The following is a 20,438-nucleotide window of genomic DNA, read 5'->3' as shown; positions in this document are numbered from 1 at the left end:
GGAACGGCATCGATCTTTGCAGCCGTCGATATGTTTACAGCCGATGCGAGCGTCCTTCGCCTGATTCGTCGGGTCGGGGTCGGCCCGGGCAAGCGGCTGAGCGCGCCATTTCTTCGACGAACGCTTGGCCGGCTTCGCGGCATCGACAGCCAAGCGATTCGCCGGCGGTGACGGCGGTCACGATTTCGGCGAGATCGGGGGCCAGAACCGCGCGCCTGTGCTTTCCCGACGGGTCGAACGCCTCGGCCGACGCGGCCTTGGAATAGGATGCCAGCGTCGCTTCCAGCGCGGCCGGGGCGAGCGGCGGGCCATCGTCGCCCAGATGGCTGCGGAGCTTGGCGAGGGTTGCAGCGGGGTTGCCGACGATATCCTCATAATCGACGAACATGATGCGCTCGCCGGGCAGACACCGCGCGGCCGCGACCGTGCTTCGCCAGGCTTCGGCGAAGAACCGGACCGCGCCGGCCCTTTCGCTTGCCGCGAGCTGCGCGCTGGCGGGACCATACCAGTGCGGCGGTTCGGCAAGGAAGGAGGCGACCGTTTGCCAGGGGTCGCGAACGACGACGATGACCGGGGTGCCGGGGAAGCGCGCCAGCAGCGGCGCGGCGAGCGGGGCCGTCCACGAACTGAGCTTCACGAGCGATTTGCGCGGCCGCACGGCGTGGGCGAGGCAGCCCGCCAACTGCCCGGCGAGCGTGTCGATTCGATCGATCGCGGCCGGATCGCGCGTCGCGGCGCGGGCAAGGAAGAGGCTGTTCAGACATTCGGGTTCGCGCAGCGCGATCCAATCGCCGCCGCTCGCCAGCAGATTGCAAAGGAGGGTCGAGCCGCAGCGGCCGACGTGGAGGATGATGCCGTCCGGGGTGGCACGCGGCGCCTCGGCGGCAGCGATGGCGTTGGCCGGCAGGCTGAACGTTCGGCGCCCACCGGCCCGCGACCTTGCGCGGCCGACGCTGTCGTCAAAGGTCGGCGCATCGAACGCTTCGCCCGCCATATCGAGGAAACGGATATCGAGATTATCGCCGACCCCGACCGGCATCATCGTGCAGCGCGACAATGCCGATCCGTCGAACAGTTCGCGCAATTCCGCCGGGTGAAGCCCGAGCCGTGCCGCTGTCTCCGCCTCCCCGGCCAGGCCGGTGAGAAAAAGGCCGACGTCGATCGCCGCCCTATCACCGATCGTGGCGCGGGATGGCGGCGCGAGCCCGTGCATCGTCAGGCCGCAGGCATCTGGACGAGGAACCCGTCGACGAGCAGCTTGCGCGCAAGGTCGGTCCGTTCGTCCGCCGATATGCCCGGGATCTCGGCAACGCGGAACGGCTCTTTCCGTCGCGACAGGAACAGCATCGCGTCGCGGTGGTTGCTGTCCGCGGTGACGAGCGTCTGCGCGAATTGCAGGCCGACCCCGCCGGGCAGCGCCATGACGCGGGCATAGAGCGGCTGGTTGCGCGCGAGCCGGCTCGCCTCGGTGATGGTGCCGCTGCCGGTCACGTCGTCGACGAGCCGGCCCGCCGGAGGACAGCGTCCACGGCGGAGCAGGCTGTCTTCGATCGCGCCGACCGCATCGCCGATCGCGCGGTCGTCGATCATCGCCGCCAGCTCGCGCGCCAGCCCGGCAAGGCGGGCGCGCTGCGCCGGATCGTTGAGGTAGCGCGGCGGCAGCCGTTCGAGCACCCGGTCGTCGCGGATCGCCATCGTGTCGAGCGCCGCCTTGACGAGTTCGAGCATGTTCGGCGGATGGATGCCGAGCGTCAGGTGGATCGACGTCTCGTCGAGCGTTTCGGCGGCGTGAACCCTTCCGCGGGGGACGTAGAGCACATCGCCGGCGCGAAGGATCAATTGCGTCGCCGGCGACAGATTGTCGCCGACGAAAATCTCGCGCTGCTGCAACTCGCTGGCGGGTACATCGCCTTCTTGTTCATAGATGTGCCAGCGCTTCGACCCCTGAATCTGCAGGATGATGACGTCATGATCGTCATAATGCGGCAGGAACCCCTGCGACCCGGGCGGGGTGACATAGGCGTTGACCTGCGTTTCGAAGTTGAGTTCGACCTCCAGCGAGCGCGCCAGCGCCGCGACGGCGCCGACATAGCGTTCGAGCCCGTTGAGGATGATCGTGAAGCCCGCCGCGAAATCGTTGCGCAGCGCAACCATGTCGATCGCGCCATTGCCGAGGCGATAGGCGGCGAGCTCCTTTTTCTCCTTGCCCTTGACCAGCCGGACACCCGCGGGGTCGGGGCGGCCATATTCGAGGAACTCCTCGAGCGCCCGGGCGCTGAACAGGTCGGCGAAATAGCCGGGGTCGCTCCGGCGGACGGCATGATGCTCCTTGGCCCAGAAGTCGGAGAGGAAGCGGTCGGTGGAAAGCGGGTGGAACAGCCATGCCGCGGTCTGGTCGTGGGTCATAGGGCACCGAATTTTTCTGTGACGAGATGAGCGGGATAGCCGCCTTCGACGAGCCGCTGGCAGACGGTTGCGTACAGGCCCTTGTACGCGCCGCAATAGACCGACGGATTGTCGAAGCCGCTCGCGGCCGAGAAACGGTTTTCAAGGTCGCCGCCGCGGCACATGTCGCGCCAGCGGCAGTCGCGGCAGCCGGTGGGGATGCTGTTCGCGGTCGTCTCGATCTCCTGAAAGATCGGGTTATCGAGGAAGTCGCGCAGCGAATGCGTTGCCATCGACCGCACCGGGGCGCGGCTGTACCAGTCGAGCGCCGGGATATAGCTGTCGTCGATCGCCACCGTGCCATCGCTGCGCGCGATCACCACCTGGTTGCTCTTGCGGCCGCGGCGGAAGATCGCACCCGGCGTTACGCTGGCGCGGAAATGAACCATCGTCTGGTCGATGAACTTGATGCGCACCGCCTGATTGTCCTCGGCCAGCCACGCCTCGAAGATTTCGGACAGGCAGCGGCCATAGTCGGCCGCCTCGTCCGAGGCGCGGAAGGCGTCGTCGTCGACATTGCGGTCGGGGAGCAGGAAGTTGAGTTCCTCGACCCCCAGATCGCGCAGATAATGATAGATGTCGCGATAATCGTTGGCGCTGTGCAGCACGCTGATCGTCGAGGGCAGCGGCGCGCCATAGGGGCGCGCGGCGACGAGGCGGCGGATCGCATCCTCGCTGCGCTGGAAGGTCGACCGGCCGCGCTTGTCGAGGCGAAAGCGGTCGTTGGCGGCTTGCGGGCCGTCGATGCTGATCCCGACGCCGACCCCATGTTCGATGAACCTGTCGGTCCAGCGCTCGTCGAGCAGCACGCCGTTGGTCTGGATCGCGAGCGACAGCGTCGCGACGGGTTCGATGACGTCGCGCAGCGTCCGGCATGCCTTGCCGAACGCCTCGGCGCCGATCATCGCCGGCTCGCCGCCGTGGAAGGCGAGCTTGGCGTGCGGGATGCGCAGTTCCGCGCAGCCGTCGGCCATCCAGTGCGCCAGCCGCTCGGTCACCGCATGCGGCGCATAGGCGGGACGTTCGAGCGGCGTTTCGTCGCCCATGTGGAAATAATAGCAATAGCTGCAGTTGATGTTGCAGCGCTCGGCCACCTTGTAGACGACCTGAAGCGCGTCGATCGAATCGGGCTGGCTGGCCCGCCACTCGCGGCGACGGACAAGAGTGTCCGCCGCCGGAGCGATGCCGAGTTGCTGGTTCACGAGCAATCCTTCATCGTCTTGAGATAAATGAAGCCGCCGCTTTTAGCGGCCGCCACCGCGCGTCACGCCGCCTGCGACATTGCCGGGCTGAACGACATTGCCCGGCTGGATGACGTTGGTGACGAGATCGCGGATGTTGGTGAGCGCCTGCGACTGGTTATAGTCGCCGCCGCCCTGCTTGTGGTCGCCGCCCTTCTGGGTGTAGCCGCCCTGACCCTGATTATAGTCGGGGTCGGCCGCCACCGGCGAAAAGGCGGCTTCGCCGGGCGAGATCAGCCCGTCGATAATCGCCTGGCCGATCAGCTTGCGGCGTTCGGTCGAGACCGATGCCAGGGTCTTGAGCTTGTCGGCGTCATGTTTTCCAGCCATGTCTATTCTCCTTGTGCATTGGGGTTTGCCCGCGCGCGAAAGGGCACGCGTCGACAGACGGCGGGTTTTGCTTGGGTAGCGGACAGCGGTTATTCGGCCGACGATGCGGGCGCGGGATCGCTGGCGTCCCTATCGATCGGGCGCCGGCCAGCCTGTGCCGCATCTGGTATGTCGACCTGAGCGTCCCTGCGCTGGCCGTGGCGACGGGATGCTCGCCGGGCACGCACAATCATTGGATCAAAACGACAATCGGCGGCCGGTCGAGCGGAAAGGGCGACGAAAAAAAAGCCGTATCGGGGCGGGACGGATTCGATCCCTTTTTGGCACTCTTATCCCGATATCATTTCGCCCAAGCTTCGAGCCGCTGGCGCGCTTCGGCAAAGCGGGCCTTGAGGCGCGCGCCGCTGTCGCCCGGATAGCCGGTCGCGAGTCGCGCTTCGCCGACGGGCATCCAGCGGAGTAGATCGGCGGCGGCACTGCGCGCCGCCGCGGGGTCGGTGCTGCCGACGCGGCCGATCCAGACCGGCGCGCTGTGCGCGAAGGGCGCCCCGTCCTGCACCGGCCAGACTGCCGAGCCGCCATGGACGCGCGCGGCGATCCAGCCGCCCGCGGGTACCTCGACCGTGCCGCTGTAACGGCGCTTGCCGGCCGCGGGCAGGCCCTTGCCGCTCCACACCACGCGCCCGTTGACGAGGATTTCGACCGTATCGACCGCCGTCGGCGAAAACAGGTCGAGCGACCAGGGGATCGATCTGCTGCCGCCCGCGACGACCTCGCCCGGCCCGGCGCCCGCCGCGGTGAAATCGATCATCGGCCCGGTGGTGACGAAGCTGCGCCCCTTGCGCAGCGCGTCGAGGAAGCTCGTCATCCCGACCGGCCCCTCGGGCTTCGCATAGACGCGGGTCGAGCCGATTGCCATCATGCGGTGGATATTCTGCATCGTGTCGCTGCCCGCGGTCGGCGCGACCGGCAGGCCGAGGTTGAGGAGGCGATACCACAGCTCGCTGGTGCCGAGCTCGTCGCTCCACAGGCACGCGATCTCGATCGCATCGACGTCGCCGAGCACCGCGTCGGGCACCAGCGCGAGCGGGAAGCCGCCGGGGTTTCCGCTTGCCGGAAAGGGATCATTGCCGATCACCGGATGGACATAGATATTGAGCCCGCCGTGTGCGCGGGTGAAGCGGAGCACATCGGCGTTGGTCAGCTCGCTCTGCGCGCGGACCGGGTAGCTCGGGCCGAAGAACCACGGGTCGAACGGCGCATCGGTGCCGATCACCCCGATATGGCCGAGGAAATGCGCACGCACCTCCTGCGAGACGCGGATCAGCGGCAGCTCGGAGCGCTGCCAGCCCCACCATTTGGCGTCGACCTGCCGCGTCTGGAGGTTGGCGAGTTGCGGCGTCGCGACGTCGAGCGCCTCGGCGCGCATCATCGTCACCAGATCATCGGGTTCGAGCTGATAGGGGCCGCCGTAATTGAGGTGATTGTGGAGATCGCCCGAATACCAGCCGCGCGCTGCGGCGTCGAAGCCGGTCGAGGGCAGGTCGAGGTCGATCGTCACCGTGTCGCCGGCGCGCACCTGCCGCGTTGCTTCGGCAACCCCATCGAAGCCGTGCGTCGCGCTCAGCCGGATTGTGCCCGCCGGCACCTCGACGGTCACCACGCCGGGCGAATGGGTGAAGACGCGGCCCTGCTGGAAGTCGAAATAGGCGAGACCGGTGTCGGGAACCGCAGGATGGCCGCTGCCGTCGACGATCGCCAGCCGCGCGGGGGTCAGCTTCCCGGCCTGCCGGGTGCGGATGGTGACGCGCGCGGTGCGCTCGCCGAAATCCCAGTCGAGCGGCGACATGTCCTCGCTGGCGCCGCCGTCGGCCGGGGTGCGGTACAGGGTGAATTGCTTGTCGCGGTTCGGCTGGACGAACCATAGCGCGCCGCCGTGCGACCAGCTCGGCGCGAGCGGATAGGTCGCGTCGGGCGCAACGCGGATCGTGTCGCCGCCACCCGCGTCGAGGGTGATCAATTTCAGCCGGTCGCCATCGGGCTCGGTGACCGCAACCGAGCGCCCGTCGGGCGACGCGGCGACGCGAAGCTGCGGCGCCATGCCCGTCGACAGCAGCGTCCGGCGCTCGCCATCGGCGAGCGAGAGGGTTGCAACCGCGTCGCTGAAATATTTGGCACGGTTGACATAGACGAGCCCGGTGCCGCCGCCGATCGGCTGCTGGTTCAGTTCCTGACCGGTGTCGGAGGTGAGGCGTGTCTTGGCGCCGGTGGCAAGCTCGACCCGCCACAGGTCGAAATCGCCCGCCTCGGCCGAGCTGTAGAACAGCGACGTGCCATCGGGCGCAAAGGCGGGGTCGAGGTCGAGCGCCGGGCTCGCGACCAGCGGCCGTTCCTTGCCCGTCGCGACGTCGACCAGCATGATGTCGGTGTCGCGGCCGCTGTCGCGGACGAAGGCGATCTGGCGGCCGTCGGGCGACCAGGCCGGACGCGAATCGATGCGGGGTCCGCGCGTCAGCCGCCGCGCCTGCCGCGTCGCGACGTCCATCGCCCACAGCCACCCGCGCGCCGCAAAGGCGACCGAGCGCCCGTCGGGCGACGGCGCTGGATCGGTCGGGCTCGCCGCGAAGGTCGGAAGATTATAGGCCTCCAGATAGAGCTGGTGGCCGACATTCTTCGCCGCATTCTCGACGTGCGGATATTGGCTGGTCCATTCGCCCTGCACCGGCGCCGCCGCAAAAAGGCACAGCGGCGCGGCGAACAGGAAGCGGGCTGCGGCGGGCCGCCGGTGGCGTCGATCGGCCAACTGTCCCTCCGCTTTTACTGTGCCGCCGCCGCGGACTGGTCGACCGGCACCACGGGAAGCCACACGCGGCTGCCGTTCGCGCCGCGTTCGAGCGTGATCGTCGCCGCCTTATAGTCCGCCTTCTTCGCGTTGAAGATATTGGGGACATAGGTCTGCGGATTGCGGTCGTAGAGCGGGAACAGGCTCGACTGGACCTGGATCATGATGCGGTGCCCCGGCTGGAACACATGATTCACGGTCGGCAGGCGGAACTTGTAGCGCTGCGACTTGCCCGCCGGGATCGGCGAGGGGTCGGAGAAGCTTTCCCGGTACCGGCCGCGGAAAATGTCGAGCGCGATCGCGAGCTGGTAACCGCCCATATTGGGGTTGTTGGCATTTTCCTGCGGGAAGACGTCGATCACCTTGACCACGAAATCGCCGTCGGTGCCCGTCGTGCGCGCGATGATGTCCGCGATCGGGGCGCCCGATACGCGCACCGGCGCGGTGAGCACCTCGCTGCGATAGGTCATGACGTCGGGCCGCCCGTCGACATGGCGCTGATCGCTGACCAGCCAGGTCGGCCATTCGGGGGTGTAGACCGAACGCTGCATGCTGAACGGGCGCTGCAGGAAGGGCACCGGCTTGGCGGGATCGGAGACATAGCTATCGCCGCCCGCCGCGCCCGCCTTGAAACTGAGCCCGCCGTCGGCGGCGAGATAGAGCGGGGTCAGCGGTGAGGGGCAGCCTTTCTCGCAAGCGAGCGGCCAGGTCGTCAGCTTCTCCCAGCGGTCCTCGCCGGTGTTATAAACCGTCGCGACCGGCATGTTCGACGGCGGGCCGTCCTTCAGATGCTCGTTGAAGAAGGGCAGCACCATGCGCTTCCAATAATGTTCGACCGTGTCGCCGTCCCAGTTGAGCGGCCCAACGCTGCGGCCGCCGGCGGCGCGGTTGACCTGGCTGTGGAACCACGGGCCGAGGATCAGATGGTTGTTTCCGGTCTTGCCCGCGGCGCGCAGCGCCTCGAACGAGTGGATCGCGCCATAGCCGTCCTCCTGATCCCAGATCGGCTGGACCCACAGCGTTGGCACGTTGGAGGGATTGGCGGCGAGCAGCTTGTCGACGGCCTGCCCCGACCATGTCGCGTTATATTCGGGATTGGCGACGACCCGCTTGAACGCCGGAAGCTGGTCGAAGCCGCGGGCGCGCGCCCAGTCGCCCGCCGACCCCGCTTCGCGGAACACGTCATAATCGTCGCCGCCGCCGTGCGACGGGGCGCTCGCGAAGCCCTTTTCGCCCGACTGCATCGCGACGAAGCCCAGCATGAGCTGGCGGAAGGCGCCGTAATGGAACCAGTCGTCGCCCATCCAGCCGTCGATGATCGGGCTTTCGGGTGCCGCCGCCCGCAGCGCCGGGTGGGGATTGAGCAGCGCCATCGCGGTCGTATAGCCCTCGTAGGACGAACCGATCATCCCGACGCGGCCGTTGCTTTCGGGCAGGTTCGCCTTGTTCACCAGCCAGTCGATCGTGTCATAGGCGTCGGTCGAATGGTCGACCCCGGTCTTGTTGAGCGGCCCGGCGACCGGCATGATCATCGTGTAATCGCCCTCGGACCCGAACTTGCCGCGGGTGTCCTGCCAGACGATGATATAGCCGTTCCTGACGAACTGCTCATTCTCGAACGGCAGTGCGTTGACCATCCGCGCGCTCGTCGACCGCGTCGAGCGTGCCGTCGCATTATAAGGCGTACGGTCCATCAGGATCGGGGCGTTCTTCGCGCCCTTGGGCACGATGATGATCGTCTGCAGTTTCACGCCGTCGCGCATCGGTACCATGACGACGCGCCGTTCGTAATCGGTGCCTTCGCTTTCGGGCGAATAGCTTTTGGGGATGTCGCCGCCCGGCTGCACGACGGGTGTTACCGTGCGCTGGGCATGCGCCCCGACCAGCGGCGAAAGCGTCAGCACCAGCGTCAGCGCGGCGAGCGACTTCTTGATCATTTCCATCCCCATGTCTGTTCTGAGCGACCAGAATGGTCGGTACGGGGAAAGTTGCAACGCGGATATGTCTGGGGCAAAGGCCCAGAAATATTACGCCTTTTCGCTCAGCGGCATTTTCCCCAGCCGGCGCCGCGCACCGCGCGTCCCGGCGTCGCGCCGGTCGGCTCGCCGTCCTTCAGCACCGCCGCGCCGTTGACGAAGACATCGCGGACGCCGAGCGAATATTGGTGCGGCGCCTCGAAGGTCGAACGGTCGGCGACCGCCGCCGGGTCGAAGATCACGACGTCGGCGAAATAGCCGGGCTTCAGCGCGCCGCGTTCCTTGATCCCGAGGTTGGTCGCGGGCAGGGTGGTCAGCCGGTGCACCGCCTGTTCGAGCGGGATCAGCTTTTCGTCGCGGACATAGCGGCCGAGCAGGCGCGCGAAATTGCCATAGGTGCGCGGATGGGCGCCCGATTTCAGGAAGACGCCTTCGGTCGCCTGCGATGCCGCGTCGGACCCGAAGCTCATCCACGGCAGCTTGATCTGCGCGCGCACATTGTCCTCCGACATCAGGAAATAGACGGTGCCGACGCGCGAGCCATCCTCGACGACGAGGTCCATCGCGGTCTCCTCGGGCGACTTGCCGCGCATCCTTGCGACCTCGGCGAGCGTCTTGCCGGTCAGCGGTTTCAGCGCGTCGTTCTTGAAGCCCGACAGGATCATCTTGTCGGCGCCGGCGCCGAAGTAGAGATTCTCCCAGTCGTTGCCGGGCTTCTGCATTTCGGCGGCGACGCGTTTACGCGTTGCGGGGTCCTTCAGCCGCTCGATCCATTTCTCCAGCCCGCCGGCCTGCACCCATGTCGGCATCGCCGCGTCGAGCCCGGTCGCACCGGCGGTATAGGTGTACATGTCGGCGGTGATCCGCTGTCCGGCGGCGCGCGCTGCCTCGACCTTCGCGACGACGGGCGCGAGCTTGCCCCAGTTTTCGCGCCCCGCCATCTTGAGGTGATAGATCTCCGCCGGGGCGCCCGACCGCTTCGATATCTCGATCAGCTCGTCGACCGCTTCCTCGAGCCGGTCGCCTTCCGATCGCATGTGGCTGATGTACATGCCGCCGCATTTTGCCGCCTCGCCGGTCAGCGCGACGAGTTCGTCGGTTTCGGCATAGGAGCCGGGCGCATAGATCAGCGAACTACCGACGCCGAGCGCGCCTTCGTCCATCGCCTGCCGGACCAGCGCGCGCATGCGGTCAAGCTGTTCGGGCGTCGGATCGACATCGTCTTCGCCCAGTTCGTGGACGCGCACCGTCGCCGCGCCGACGAAGCTCGCGACATTTGGCGCGATGCCGCGTTTTTCGAGCCAGGAAAGATAATCGCCGAGGCTGGTCCATTCGATCGGATATTTGATATCGCCCTGACGCTCGGTTTCGGTGGCCTTCATGGTCGCGTTCAGCGGCCCCATCGACCAGCCCTCGCCCATCACCTCCAGCGTGACGCCCTGCCTTATGTCGCTCTGACTTTTCGGGTCGGCGATCAGCGATTCGGTCGCCCAGCTTAGCATGTTGATGAAGCCGGGCGCGACCGCCATCCCGGCGGCTGATATTTCGGTGCGGCCCTTGCCCGCGACCTTGCCGACGGCGACGACGCGGTCGCCGTCGATCGCGACATCGCCGACGACGCCGGGCGCCCCTGACCCGTCATAGATGGTGCCGCCGCGGATCACGACGTCATGACCGCCTTCGGCCGCGAGCGCCATGCCCGACGTCGAAAGCCAAAGCGCGGCGCCAAGCGCCAACCGTCGTTTCATGTCCATCGTGCATCTCCCCGATTGCCGCTTGACCTTGCCGCAATCTCATCCGAATTCCCGAAAAATCACAAGCGCTTCTTGCGCCGCGGCGCGGCGGGCGGCATTTGTAAGGACGAGGGGCATTATGGACATTCCGGACGATATCTTCACCGAGCCCGACGACGTCGCGCCCGATACGCTGGACAATCTCGGGCCGCTGCGCCGGCTTGCCGGCATCTGGGAAGGCCATCGCGGCGTCGATATCAATCCCAAGGCCGACGGCCCCGAACAGCGCGACTATTACGAGCGGATCGAGATGCAGCCGATCGATCCGCAGGCGAACGGGCCGCAGCTCTTCTACGGGCTGCGCTATCATGTCCATATCAATACCCCCGACGAGGACATCGCCTTCCACGACCAGGTCGGATACTGGCTGTGGGAACCGGCGACCGGGCTCGTGCTGCAGACGCTTGCCATTCCGCGCGGGCAGGTGGCGATCGCCGCCGGGCATGCCACCGCCGATGCGAAGCAACTCGTGCTGAAGGCCGAGCGGGGGAGCAGCGAATATGGTATCTGCTCGACGACCTTCCTCGAACAGGCCTTTCGCACCGACAGCTATACGATCACGGTCGATTTCCACGATGACGGTTCGTGGAGCTATGTTTCGGACACGGTGCTGATGGTGCGCGGACAGGCCGAACCCTTTCTCCACCGCGATCGCAACCATCTGGCCAAGATCGCCGAGGCGGAGGCGAACCCGCTGGCGCAGATCGTCCGGCGGGGCTGAGAATATCTGGCTGTGCGCCGGCTTCCCTGCCTTTTTCATCCGCCAACCCCAGATTTATTCGGGTTGTAAAAGCGTGCCGTCGCTGATCCATTGACGCCGGGTCGCAAACGGGGGCCAGCGAACGCCGACATGAGCCTGACGCACAATATCCTGATCGTCGACGATCATCCGATCACGCAGAACGGCCTCCGGCTGCTGTTCGCTTCGTACGAGCGTTTCACCGTCGTCGGGGCGCTCGATCGCGGTGCGACGGTGGGGGCCTTCGTTCAGTCGCAGCCGGTCGATCTCGTCATCCTCGATCTCAACATGCCCGACGTGCGCGGCATCAATATCCTCGCCGAAATCGTCGGGTCGCGTGACATGACGGTGATCATTCTGACTGGGGAGACGAACCTCGGCGAGATCGACTATGCGCTGAAGCTCGGCGCGCGCGCGGTGGTCAGCAAGGCCGACCCGTCGGACCAGATCATCGCGGCGTGCGACGCGGCGCTGGCGGGCGAGATCCACATTTCTCCCTATATCGCCGAGGCGCTCGGAAAGTTTCAGCAGCCGCCGGTCGCGCTGTCGTCGCGCCAGATGGCGATCCTGCACTATCTCGCGCAGGGGGAGAGCAACAAGGAAATCTCCTACCGCCTGTCGATCGCACAGCCGACGGTGTCGTTTCACATCGCGGAATTGCGGCGCAAGCTCGACGTCACCCACAACCGCAAGATCGTCGAACGGGCGCAGGAGCTAAACCTGCTCTGATCCCCGTCGCAGCAGCGGGTGAGCGATCAGCTCGCTGCACGGCGGCTTGATCATCATCATCCCGACCATCTCGCTGAGCCGCCCGCGCGTCACGGTGGTATCGTCATAGGTCAGCGCGATGATCCGGTGCGCGGGCAGCGTCGAGGCGGCGAGCGCCGCCTCGAAGGCTTCGCGCTGGTCGAAATCGGCGATCAGCCACCCGGGTAGTCCCGTCTGCAACGCGCCGATGCCGCAAGGCGTCACGCTGGCGAAGGCGCAGGGAAGGGTGATGCGGACCGTGGTACCGGCCGAAGTCGACGACAGGATTTCCAGCGTTGCCGACAGGCTTTCGACGAGACGTCGTGCCGAATGGAATCCCGATCCCGTACCCTCGCCCCCCTCGTCGGCGCGCAGCCGGGTGGTGCCGTTTGCGTTCAGCGCCTTGCGCACTGCGTCCGACATGCCGCGGCCGGTATCGGAGATCGTGATGGTTGCCGTCTCGCCGTCGCGCGCCAGCGAAATCCGGGCACCGCCCGCATCGCTATATTGATAGCTGTTGCTGAGCAGGTTCGCGAGCGCGCGCATCAGCAGCGGCTTGTCCGAAACGATGACGATATCGTCGGCGCCGTCCGCCTCCAGCGTCAGCTGCTTGCGCGCGAACGGGGTCCGGAACATCATCATCAGCGGCTCGACGAGCGCCTGCCCCTTGAAGCTGCTCAGCGCGACGAACCCGGCGTCGCTACCGACGATGTTCGCGCCCGACATCGTCGTCGAAACAATCTCGTTCAAATAGGTGGCCGAGCTTTGCAGCATGCCGATCAGTTCGCCATTGCCTGCCGGGCCTGCGCTCCGCCGCAGCACGTCGACGGCGCTGTTGAGCGCGAGGATGACCTGCTTGCTGTCGTGTCCCGATGCGTGGAGCAACGCATTCTGGCTGTTGACGGTCGCGAGCGCGAATGCCTTTTCCTCGGCCAGCCGTGTCGCGCGCTCGCTGATCTCCAGCCGCTCCGACAACGACCGGGCATAGTTGAAGTCGGCGGCGAGCTTGTCGCGCTGGATCTTCTTGAGATTGAAGCCAAGTGCGAGGGTCACCATCACCGCCTCAAACAATCCGACCGGCCCCGACAGATGCCAGTTGATCGGCAGCCAGATGAAAAAGCCCATCGAGGCGATTGCGGCATAGACGATGAACAGCGCAAGGCTGGCCCAGCCGACGAACAGCGGCCAGAGCTGGTTACCGAGCTGTTTCATCGCCGCGAACCCGACGAAGGGCAGGAACAGCGCGACGGCAATCGCGACCAGCCAGGCGGCGGCGTGCAGGGCAAAGCGCAGCCCGGGCGGATAGAGCGACAGGCCCGGCTGGAGCAGCATTACCGCGAGCGAGGCGATAATGAGCACCTTCAATGCCACGTCGCGTTTCGGGAAATTGACCGGCGTATTGACGAACGTGCGGCAGAACTGCGCCATCGCTCCCGCAAAGCCGCATTTGAAGAAATCCTCGACCGCGACCCCCGTCAGCGGTTTGTCGTAGAGGAAGAAGATGGTGATATAGCCTTCGGAGTGGACGGTGTTGAGCGCGAAGAACGCCTCGGCGACGGCAAGCCACAGAAATTCGCGATGCCCGGTGATCGAGAAAAAGAGGAAGTTCAAAAGGAGCAGGATGAAGGCGCCGATGACCACGCCCGACACCATCGAGATATTCGCCCGCCGTTCCTTGAAGAAGGTTCCATAGGTGTTGATACGGAGCGGCATATAGGTCGAATTTTCGGACAGGAACTCGATCAGCACCAGCTTCTCTTGCCCGGGGTCGAGCACCAGTTCGGAGCTGAAAGCCTGATAGGTGCCGAGATTGCGCCGCGCATCCTCGGGATCGGTGCCGTCGACGAGCAGGTCGAACCGGTCGCCCGAAGCTTCGTAGAGCCGGAAGAATTTCAGCGACCCGCGCCCCGTGGTGAGGATCCAGCTACCCTGCGCCGACCCGGCATTGCGGACCTTCAGCAGCAGCGCGGTTTTCACCCCCGGCGGGCCGAAATGGATCGACGATCCCTCGATGCGTTCGAGCGGCTTGGCGAGCATGTCGGCCGGGCGCAGCCCCTCGAAATCGGGAACATCCTTCGTGTAGCGGATGAAGGGCGCGACCGATGCGGGGTCGATACCGGCGTGCAGTTCGAACGCCGGTAACACGGTCGGCGCCGCGCTTGCGGGCGACAACATCGCCGCGACGACAAATATCAGAAATGCAACCCAATATCGCATATTGCCCGCCCCGCGGATTTCTTTGCCGAGCCGGGCGCCAACGTCAATCGTCGATGTCGCGCCCCGCAAGCCGCTGGCTGTCCCAAATATGGCAAATGAGACGTTACCCTAAAAAACATTGGGTAGACGGTGCGGCGCGTCGGCAATTATTCCTGCCGTTACAAAGCTGAAGATGCTGGGGGGCATTCGAACAGTTTGACGGGACGCTAAATTCGCGTGGGGGGAAACCAGCCGGATGGCCTTTGGGCTGTCCGGCGCTCCCCTGCCTGTGCATGCAGTTTTCAAGGGGAGTTTCCAGCCAATGTCCAAGATTTCGAAATCGCGCCTGCTCGCGACCAGCGCGGTCGCCGGCCTGTCGATCCTGCAATTCGCGCCGGTCGCGCAGGCGCAGGACAGCTTCGGCATCCACAACGACCAGCCCGAGCCGCTGGAGATCACGGTGGCCGAGGACGAAGAGGTCGTGGGCGACGATATCGGCATCTATGCCGACAACGGTCCGGTGATCGTCGACAATCTGGGCAACATTCGCGGCAACGGCACCTTTACCGGTAGTGTCGACAGCCGGCCGAGCGGCGGCATCGTGATTGCCCAGCCGGGATCGTCGGTCACCAATAGCGGCACGATTTCGGGCGGCGCGCATGGCATCGCGACCTCGCAATTCTTCAGCGAGGACGAGAATGGCGACAACCTGCCGCCGCAGGCGCTGGTCGCCGACACGGTGGTCGTCAACAGCGGCACGATCGTCGGCGAAGGCGGCTCGGGCGTCGGGCTGGTCGGCGGCGGCAGCGTCACCAACAGCGGCACGATCCAGGGCTATAACAATGTAAACGGCGGCGCCAATGCGAACGGCATCGGCGTCGCAATCACCGAATTCCCCGGCGCGATCGACCCCGACGCGACCGGCATCGGATCGATCGTCAACGACGAGGACGGCACGATCGAAGGGCAGACCTTCGGCATCGTCCTCTCGGGCGGCGGCACGATCGAGAATGACGGCCTGATCCGCAGCACCGGCGCGTTCAACCCCGCGACGGGCCTGACCCCGATCGGCATCGTCCTGGGCGCGACCCCGGAACAGGAAGGCCGGGTCGCGACGCTCGATAACGATGGCGTCGTTCTCGGTTTCATCGGCGTCCTCGCCGGCGGACCGGTCGATGCGACGATCGATAACGGCGGGATCATCAACGGGCAGTTCGCCGGCATCATAGGCCAGTCGACGGGCAACCTTGTCGTCAACAATGCCGACGGCGCCGAAATCGCCTCGGGCGGCACCGCGATCATCGCGAACACCAGCACGCTGACGGTCAACAATGCGGGGACGATTCGCGGCGCGAATCAGAATGCGATCAACATCCTGACTGCCGATGCGGTGATCGAGAACAGCGGCACGATCGAGGGCGCGCAATCGGGTATCATCACCAACCTCGCGCAGGTCAGCCCGGGTGTGACCGAGCCTGTCGCCGCGAACACGACCGTCATCAACACCGGGACGATCGTCGGCAATGGCGGCACGGCGGTTTCGCTCGCGGGCGGCGGCTCGGTGACCAACAACGGCCTCATCAAGGGCTCCACCAATGCCAATGGCAGTGCGCCGGGAATCGGCGTCGCGATCAGCGAATTCGCCGACGCGGTCGACCCCGAGGCCACGGGGGTCGGATCGATCGTCAACGACGAGGACGGCGTGATCGAGGGCCAGCAATTCGGCGTCGTGCTGCAGGGCGGCGGGACGATCGATAATAATGGCGGCCATATCCGTAGCACCGGTCAATATGACCCTGCCAATCCGGGGGTCGTGCCGTTCGGCGTCGTCATGGGCGCGACCGAGGCGCAGCAGGGACGGAGCGCAACGCTCAACAACGACCATGGCGTCGTGCAGGGCTTTTTCGGTGTGCTCGCCGGCGGCTCGCTCGAAACGACGACGATCAACAACGAGGGTATCATCGTCGGTCAGGCCGGGGCGATTCTCGGCCAGTCGACGGGCGATCTTGTCGTCACCAACGCCGAGGGCGCGGAAATCATCGCCGGCGGCAACGGCATTGCGGCGAACACCAGCAAGCTGACGGTCGAAAACGCCGGCACGATTCGCGGTCAGAGCCAGAACGGCATCAACATCCTGACCGCCGACGCGGTGATCGAGAACAGCGGCACGATCGAGGGCGGGCAGTTCGGCATCACCACCAACCCGTTCCAGGTCGGGCCGAACCAGTTCGAGGGCCGTGCGGTCAATAGCAGCGTCACCAACAGCGGCACGATCATCGGCAACAATGACGACGGCGTCCGGCTGATCGGCGGCGGCAGCGTCACCAACAGCGGGACGATCGAGGGCCGCGGCACGCCGTTTGCCGACGGCATTTCGATGTATCCGCACACCGATCAGGCGAACGAGGATTACAGCGCCAGCGTCACCAACGAGGAAGGCGGTTCGATCGCCGGCCAGCGCTTCGGCATCATCCTTTCGGCGGGCGGCGACGTCGCCAACGCCGGCGAAATCACCGGCGTCAACGGCGGCGTCTATATTCAGGGCACGGCGACCAACACCGACGCCGGCGAGGACCGCAGCGGCCTGACCGCGACCGTCGTCAATTCGGGGACGATCCGCGGCACCGGCGATCTGGGCGGCAGCGGCGGCGACGGCTTCGGCGTCGGTTTCGGCAGCGACATGTCGAGCGCCAGCCTCGACAACAGCGGCACGATCGTCAGCGATTTCGGCGCGGGCGTGTCGCAGGGCTCGCGCGCCGACGTGGCAATCACCAATGCCGAAGGCGGCACGATCACCGGCGCGACCTCGGGCATCTATTCCTTCGCGACCGGCTCGCTCGTCGTGAACAATGCCGGCACGATCCGCGGCGAAGGCAGCTATGACGGCTTCGACGCAGCGCCCGACGCCGGCATCACGATCACCACCGCGGCATCGGCGGTGACGAACAGCGGTATCATATCGGGCGCCGGGGCGGGCATCACCACCGCCTATCAATATGACGAGGAAAACCAGACGCTCGTCGGCCTCGCAATCGGCACCGAGATCGAGAACAGCGGCACGATTGCCGGCGAATCGAACGACGGTGTGCGGCTGATCGGCGGCGGCACCGTCGCCAACAGCGGCACGATCTCCGGCACGGGCGCGCCCGGCGCCGACGGCGTGTCGATGTTCGCTTATGACGGCCAGGATCTGGCCGGTTATACTGCGAGCGTTGCGAACGCCGAAGGCGGCACGATCGCCGGCGACCGGTTCGGTATCATCCTGTCGGGCGGCGGCGAAGTCATCAACGCGGGGTCGATCAGCGGCAATGCCGGCGGCGTGCTCATCCAGAGCGACCTTGCCGACACGCCCGGCCTGCTCGGCAATTTCACCAACAGCGGCACGATTGCCAGCGCGGACGGCGCCGCGATCATCGCGCATGTCCAGGCGAATGTCGTCAATGCGGGGACGCTCGCCGGCGGCAGCGGCGCCGCGATCGTGCTCGACAGCTATGACGACACGGTGACCCTCCACACCGGCAGCGTCGTCACCGGCGCGATGCTGGCGGGCGAAGGCCATGACAGCCTGATCCTCGACGGCGATGTGCTCGAACTGACCGAGGCGCAGCAGGTTGGCACTGCGCTCGACTTCGAGGAGCTGACCGTTGCCGCGGGTTACTGGTCGACCACGGGCTATGTCGGCGAGTTCAATGCGGTGACGATTGCCGAGGGCGGCGCGCTGCAGGTCAACGAAATCGAATATGACGAGGGGCTGTTCTCGACCCCGATCTTCACCCCGGCGATCGCCAACAACGGCCTGCTCGTCGCGAATTTCGACCATGACGACGTCGTGTCGGGGCTCGGCCAGCTCTCGGTCAGCGGCACCGGCGCCGTCAAGCTGATCGGCGAGGGGGTCTTTACGCTCGATACGGCGTCCTTTGCGCACACCGGCGGCACCACCGTCGCGAACGGCGGGCTGATCCTGACCGGCACGCTGCTCGGCGACGTGACGACCGAAGGCGACGGTTTCTTCCAGCTCGGCACCGGCGGCACCGAGGGCGATTTCGCGGGCGATATCGTCAACAACGGCCGCTTCGTCTTCAACCGCTCGGACGATTATGACTTCCTTGGCGCCTTCTCGGGCAACGGGACGCTCGACAAGATGGGCGACAGCATCCTGACCTTCATGGGCGATTACAGCTTCGAGGGCGTTACCAACATCCTCGGCGGCTCGGTCCGCATCGGCGGCACGATCGACCCGACGACCGACTTCAACCTCGGCGAGGGCGGCAGCCTCGACATCAGCGGCAAGGACCAGACGATCGGCGGGCTTGCAGGCGAGCAAGGCTCGAACGTCCAGATGGGCGAAAACAACCTGACCGTCGCGCAGGACGCCAACAGCCAGTTCGGCGGCACCATCTCGGGCAGCGGGTCGTTCACCAAGGAAGGCGACGGCACGCTCAACCTGACCGGCGACAGCGACTATACCGGTCCGACCGCGGTCAATGGCGGCAAGCTGGCGGTCAACGGCTCGATCGTTTCCGACGTCACCGTCAACAACGGCGGCACGCTGGGCGGTAACGGTACCGTCGGTTCGACGACGGTTGCGGCGGGCGGTACGATCGCGCCGGGCAACTCGATCGGCCAGCTCACGGTGAATGGCGACCTCGCCTTCGCGGCGGGCTCGGTCTATGAGGTCGAGGTCAACGCCGCGGGCCAGGGCGACCGGCTCGACGCGACGGGTGCGGTGACGATCGCGAGCACCGCGAGCGTCGCGGTGCTCGCCGAAGAGGGCGATTACAACCCGCGCACCGACTATGTGATCCTGACCGGCGCGGGCGGCGTCACCGGCACCTTCGGATCGGTGACCACCGATCTCGCCTTCCTCGATCCGCTGCTCCGTTACGGCGCGAACAGCGTCATCCTGTCGCTCTATCGCAACGACATCGACTTTGCCGATGTCGCGATCGGCTTCAACCAGGCGAGCGTCGCGACGGCGATCCAGTCGCTCGGCATCGACAATCCGCTGTTCGAGGCGGTGCTCGTCCAGAATGCGGCGACCGCGCAGGCAAGTTTCGGCGACCTGTCGGGCGAGATCCACGCCAATGCGGTGAGCGGCCTCACCGACGACAGCCGCCACCTCCGCAACGCGCTCTTCGGCATGCGCGCGCCGGTGGAAAGCGGGGCGTTCGTCTGGGGCTCGGCCTTTGGCGGCTGGGGCAAGTTCGATGCCCGGCCCGGCGGGCTCGGCATGGACACCGACCACAAGGGGCTGGTGGCCGGCATCGGCTATGGCGGCAACGGCTTTGCGGCGGCGCTCTCGGCCGGGATCGGCGGCTCGGACTTCAAGGCGAAGGGCCGGGGCGACAGCGCCGACGTCGAAAGCAAATATCTGGCGGCGCACGCCACCTATGGCGCGCCCGAGGGGGGCTTCCGCGGCACCATCGGTATCGCTTACGCCTGGCACGATATGGACACCAGCCGGGCGGTGACCGTCGCCCCGCTCGCCCAGACGCTGACGTCGAAATATGATGCCAGCACGCTGCAGATCTTCGGCGAGGTCGGTTACGACGTGACGATGGGCAAGGCGGCGATCACGCCCTTCGCCCGCCTCGCGCACGTCAAGACCGACAGCGAAGGCTTCACCGAAGCGGGCGGCAACGCGGCGCTGGTGGTCGCCGATGTCGACCAGAAAACGACCTTCCTCAGCCTCGGCGCGCGGGCGCGCTTCAATGCCGGCGAAGCGGGCTTCCAGCCCTATGTTTCGGCGGCATGGAACCGGGCGTTCGACGACCGCGGCGCGATCATGATCTCGCGCTTCGCCGCCGGCGGCACGCCGTTCGGGATCATCGGTACGCCGATCCCGAAGAACTCGGCCGAGGTCGAGGCGGGCTTCGACTACAGCGCCGGGGCGTTCAACATCGGCGCTGCCTACACCGGCACGCTGGCGTCGGACCGCAACAGCCACGGGGTACGCGTTACTGCTCGAATCGCTTTCTGACCAGAAGCGACCCTATCAGGGGCGAGTCCTGCAGTGGGGCCGGAACGACAACCCTCGTTCCGGCCCCTTCGCATTGGTCGCGCGCTGCCGGAAAAGCTGGGATCATGATGAAGGGGATGCCCCGCCTCCTCGATGAGACGTAGGAGAGA

At 66.2% G+C, this 20,438-nt stretch carries 11 protein-coding genes; 3 read left to right on the top strand and 8 right to left on the bottom strand.

What is annotated here, in order from left to right:
• Window positions 1-34: 34 nt before the first annotated feature.
• The 7 genes from V6U71_RS19655 to V6U71_RS19625 all read right to left on the bottom strand — a co-directional run bounded on the left by V6U71_RS19655 (window position 35) and on the right by V6U71_RS19625 (window position 10,588).
• Window positions 35-1,213, bottom strand: a complete 1,179-nt coding sequence (locus tag V6U71_RS19655; protein WP_411340012.1) for a sulfotransferase family protein — start codon at window positions 1,211-1,213, stop codon at window positions 35-37.
• A 2-nt stretch (window positions 1,214-1,215) separates the two neighbouring features.
• Window positions 1,216-2,406 carry a cupin domain-containing protein gene (locus V6U71_RS19650; protein WP_411340011.1) on the bottom strand — a complete coding sequence of 397 codons (1,191 nt, stop codon included), beginning with the start codon at window positions 2,404-2,406 and terminating at the stop codon, window positions 1,216-1,218.
• Window positions 2,403-3,647 (bottom strand): radical SAM protein, encoded by a 1,245-nt coding sequence (locus tag V6U71_RS19645; RefSeq protein ID WP_411340010.1) that lies wholly within the window; start codon window positions 3,645-3,647, stop codon window positions 2,403-2,405. Before V6U71_RS19645 ends, V6U71_RS19650 begins: the two co-directional genes overlap by 4 nt.
• A gap of 42 nt (window positions 3,648-3,689) precedes the next feature.
• Window positions 3,690-4,016: a hypothetical protein gene (locus V6U71_RS19640; protein WP_411340009.1), complete on the bottom strand. Its 327-nt coding sequence runs from the start codon at window positions 4,014-4,016 to the stop codon at window positions 3,690-3,692.
• Window positions 4,017-4,356: 340 nt separating this feature from the next.
• Window positions 4,357-6,819 carry a CehA/McbA family metallohydrolase gene (locus V6U71_RS19635; RefSeq protein WP_411340008.1) on the bottom strand — a complete coding sequence of 821 codons (2,463 nt, stop codon included), beginning with the start codon at window positions 6,817-6,819 and terminating at the stop codon, window positions 4,357-4,359.
• Window positions 6,820-6,833: 14 nt separating this feature from the next.
• Window positions 6,834-8,795, bottom strand: a complete 1,962-nt coding sequence (locus V6U71_RS19630; protein ID WP_411340007.1) for a CocE/NonD family hydrolase — start codon at window positions 8,793-8,795, stop codon at window positions 6,834-6,836.
• Window positions 8,796-8,899: 104 nt separating this feature from the next.
• On the bottom strand, window positions 8,900-10,588 hold the full coding sequence (locus tag V6U71_RS19625) for an N-acyl-D-amino-acid deacylase family protein (RefSeq protein WP_411340006.1): 1,689 nt from the start codon (window positions 10,586-10,588) through the stop codon (window positions 8,900-8,902).
• A 118-nt stretch (window positions 10,589-10,706) separates the two neighbouring features.
• Here V6U71_RS19625 and V6U71_RS19620 point away from each other — a divergent pair, with 118 nt between their 5' ends.
• Window positions 10,707-11,348, top strand: a complete 642-nt coding sequence (locus V6U71_RS19620) for an FABP family protein (protein ID WP_411340005.1) — start codon at window positions 10,707-10,709, stop codon at window positions 11,346-11,348.
• A 129-nt stretch (window positions 11,349-11,477) separates the two neighbouring features.
• Window positions 11,478-12,095 (top strand): response regulator, encoded by a 618-nt coding sequence (locus tag V6U71_RS19615; RefSeq protein ID WP_411340004.1) that lies wholly within the window; start codon window positions 11,478-11,480, stop codon window positions 12,093-12,095.
• Here V6U71_RS19615 and V6U71_RS19610 read toward each other — a convergent pair.
• Entirely contained in the window at window positions 12,081-14,288 is a 2,208-nt protein-coding gene (locus V6U71_RS19610; protein ID WP_411340003.1) for a sensor histidine kinase, read from the bottom strand. The genes V6U71_RS19615 and V6U71_RS19610 overlap by 15 nt on opposite strands.
• Window positions 14,289-14,631: 343 nt before the next feature.
• On the opposite strand from V6U71_RS19610, the gene V6U71_RS19605 reads away from it, so the two are divergent.
• Window positions 14,632-20,289: an autotransporter domain-containing protein gene (locus V6U71_RS19605; RefSeq protein ID WP_411340002.1), complete on the top strand. Its 5,658-nt coding sequence runs from the start codon at window positions 14,632-14,634 to the stop codon at window positions 20,287-20,289.
• The last annotated feature ends 149 nt before the right edge of the window (window positions 20,290-20,438 follow it).

The organism is Sphingopyxis sp. J-6, from assembly GCF_046603995.1.
Lineage (GTDB): Bacteria > Pseudomonadota > Alphaproteobacteria > Sphingomonadales > Sphingomonadaceae > Sphingopyxis.
This window is presented reverse-complemented; position numbering and strand designations above follow the sequence as displayed.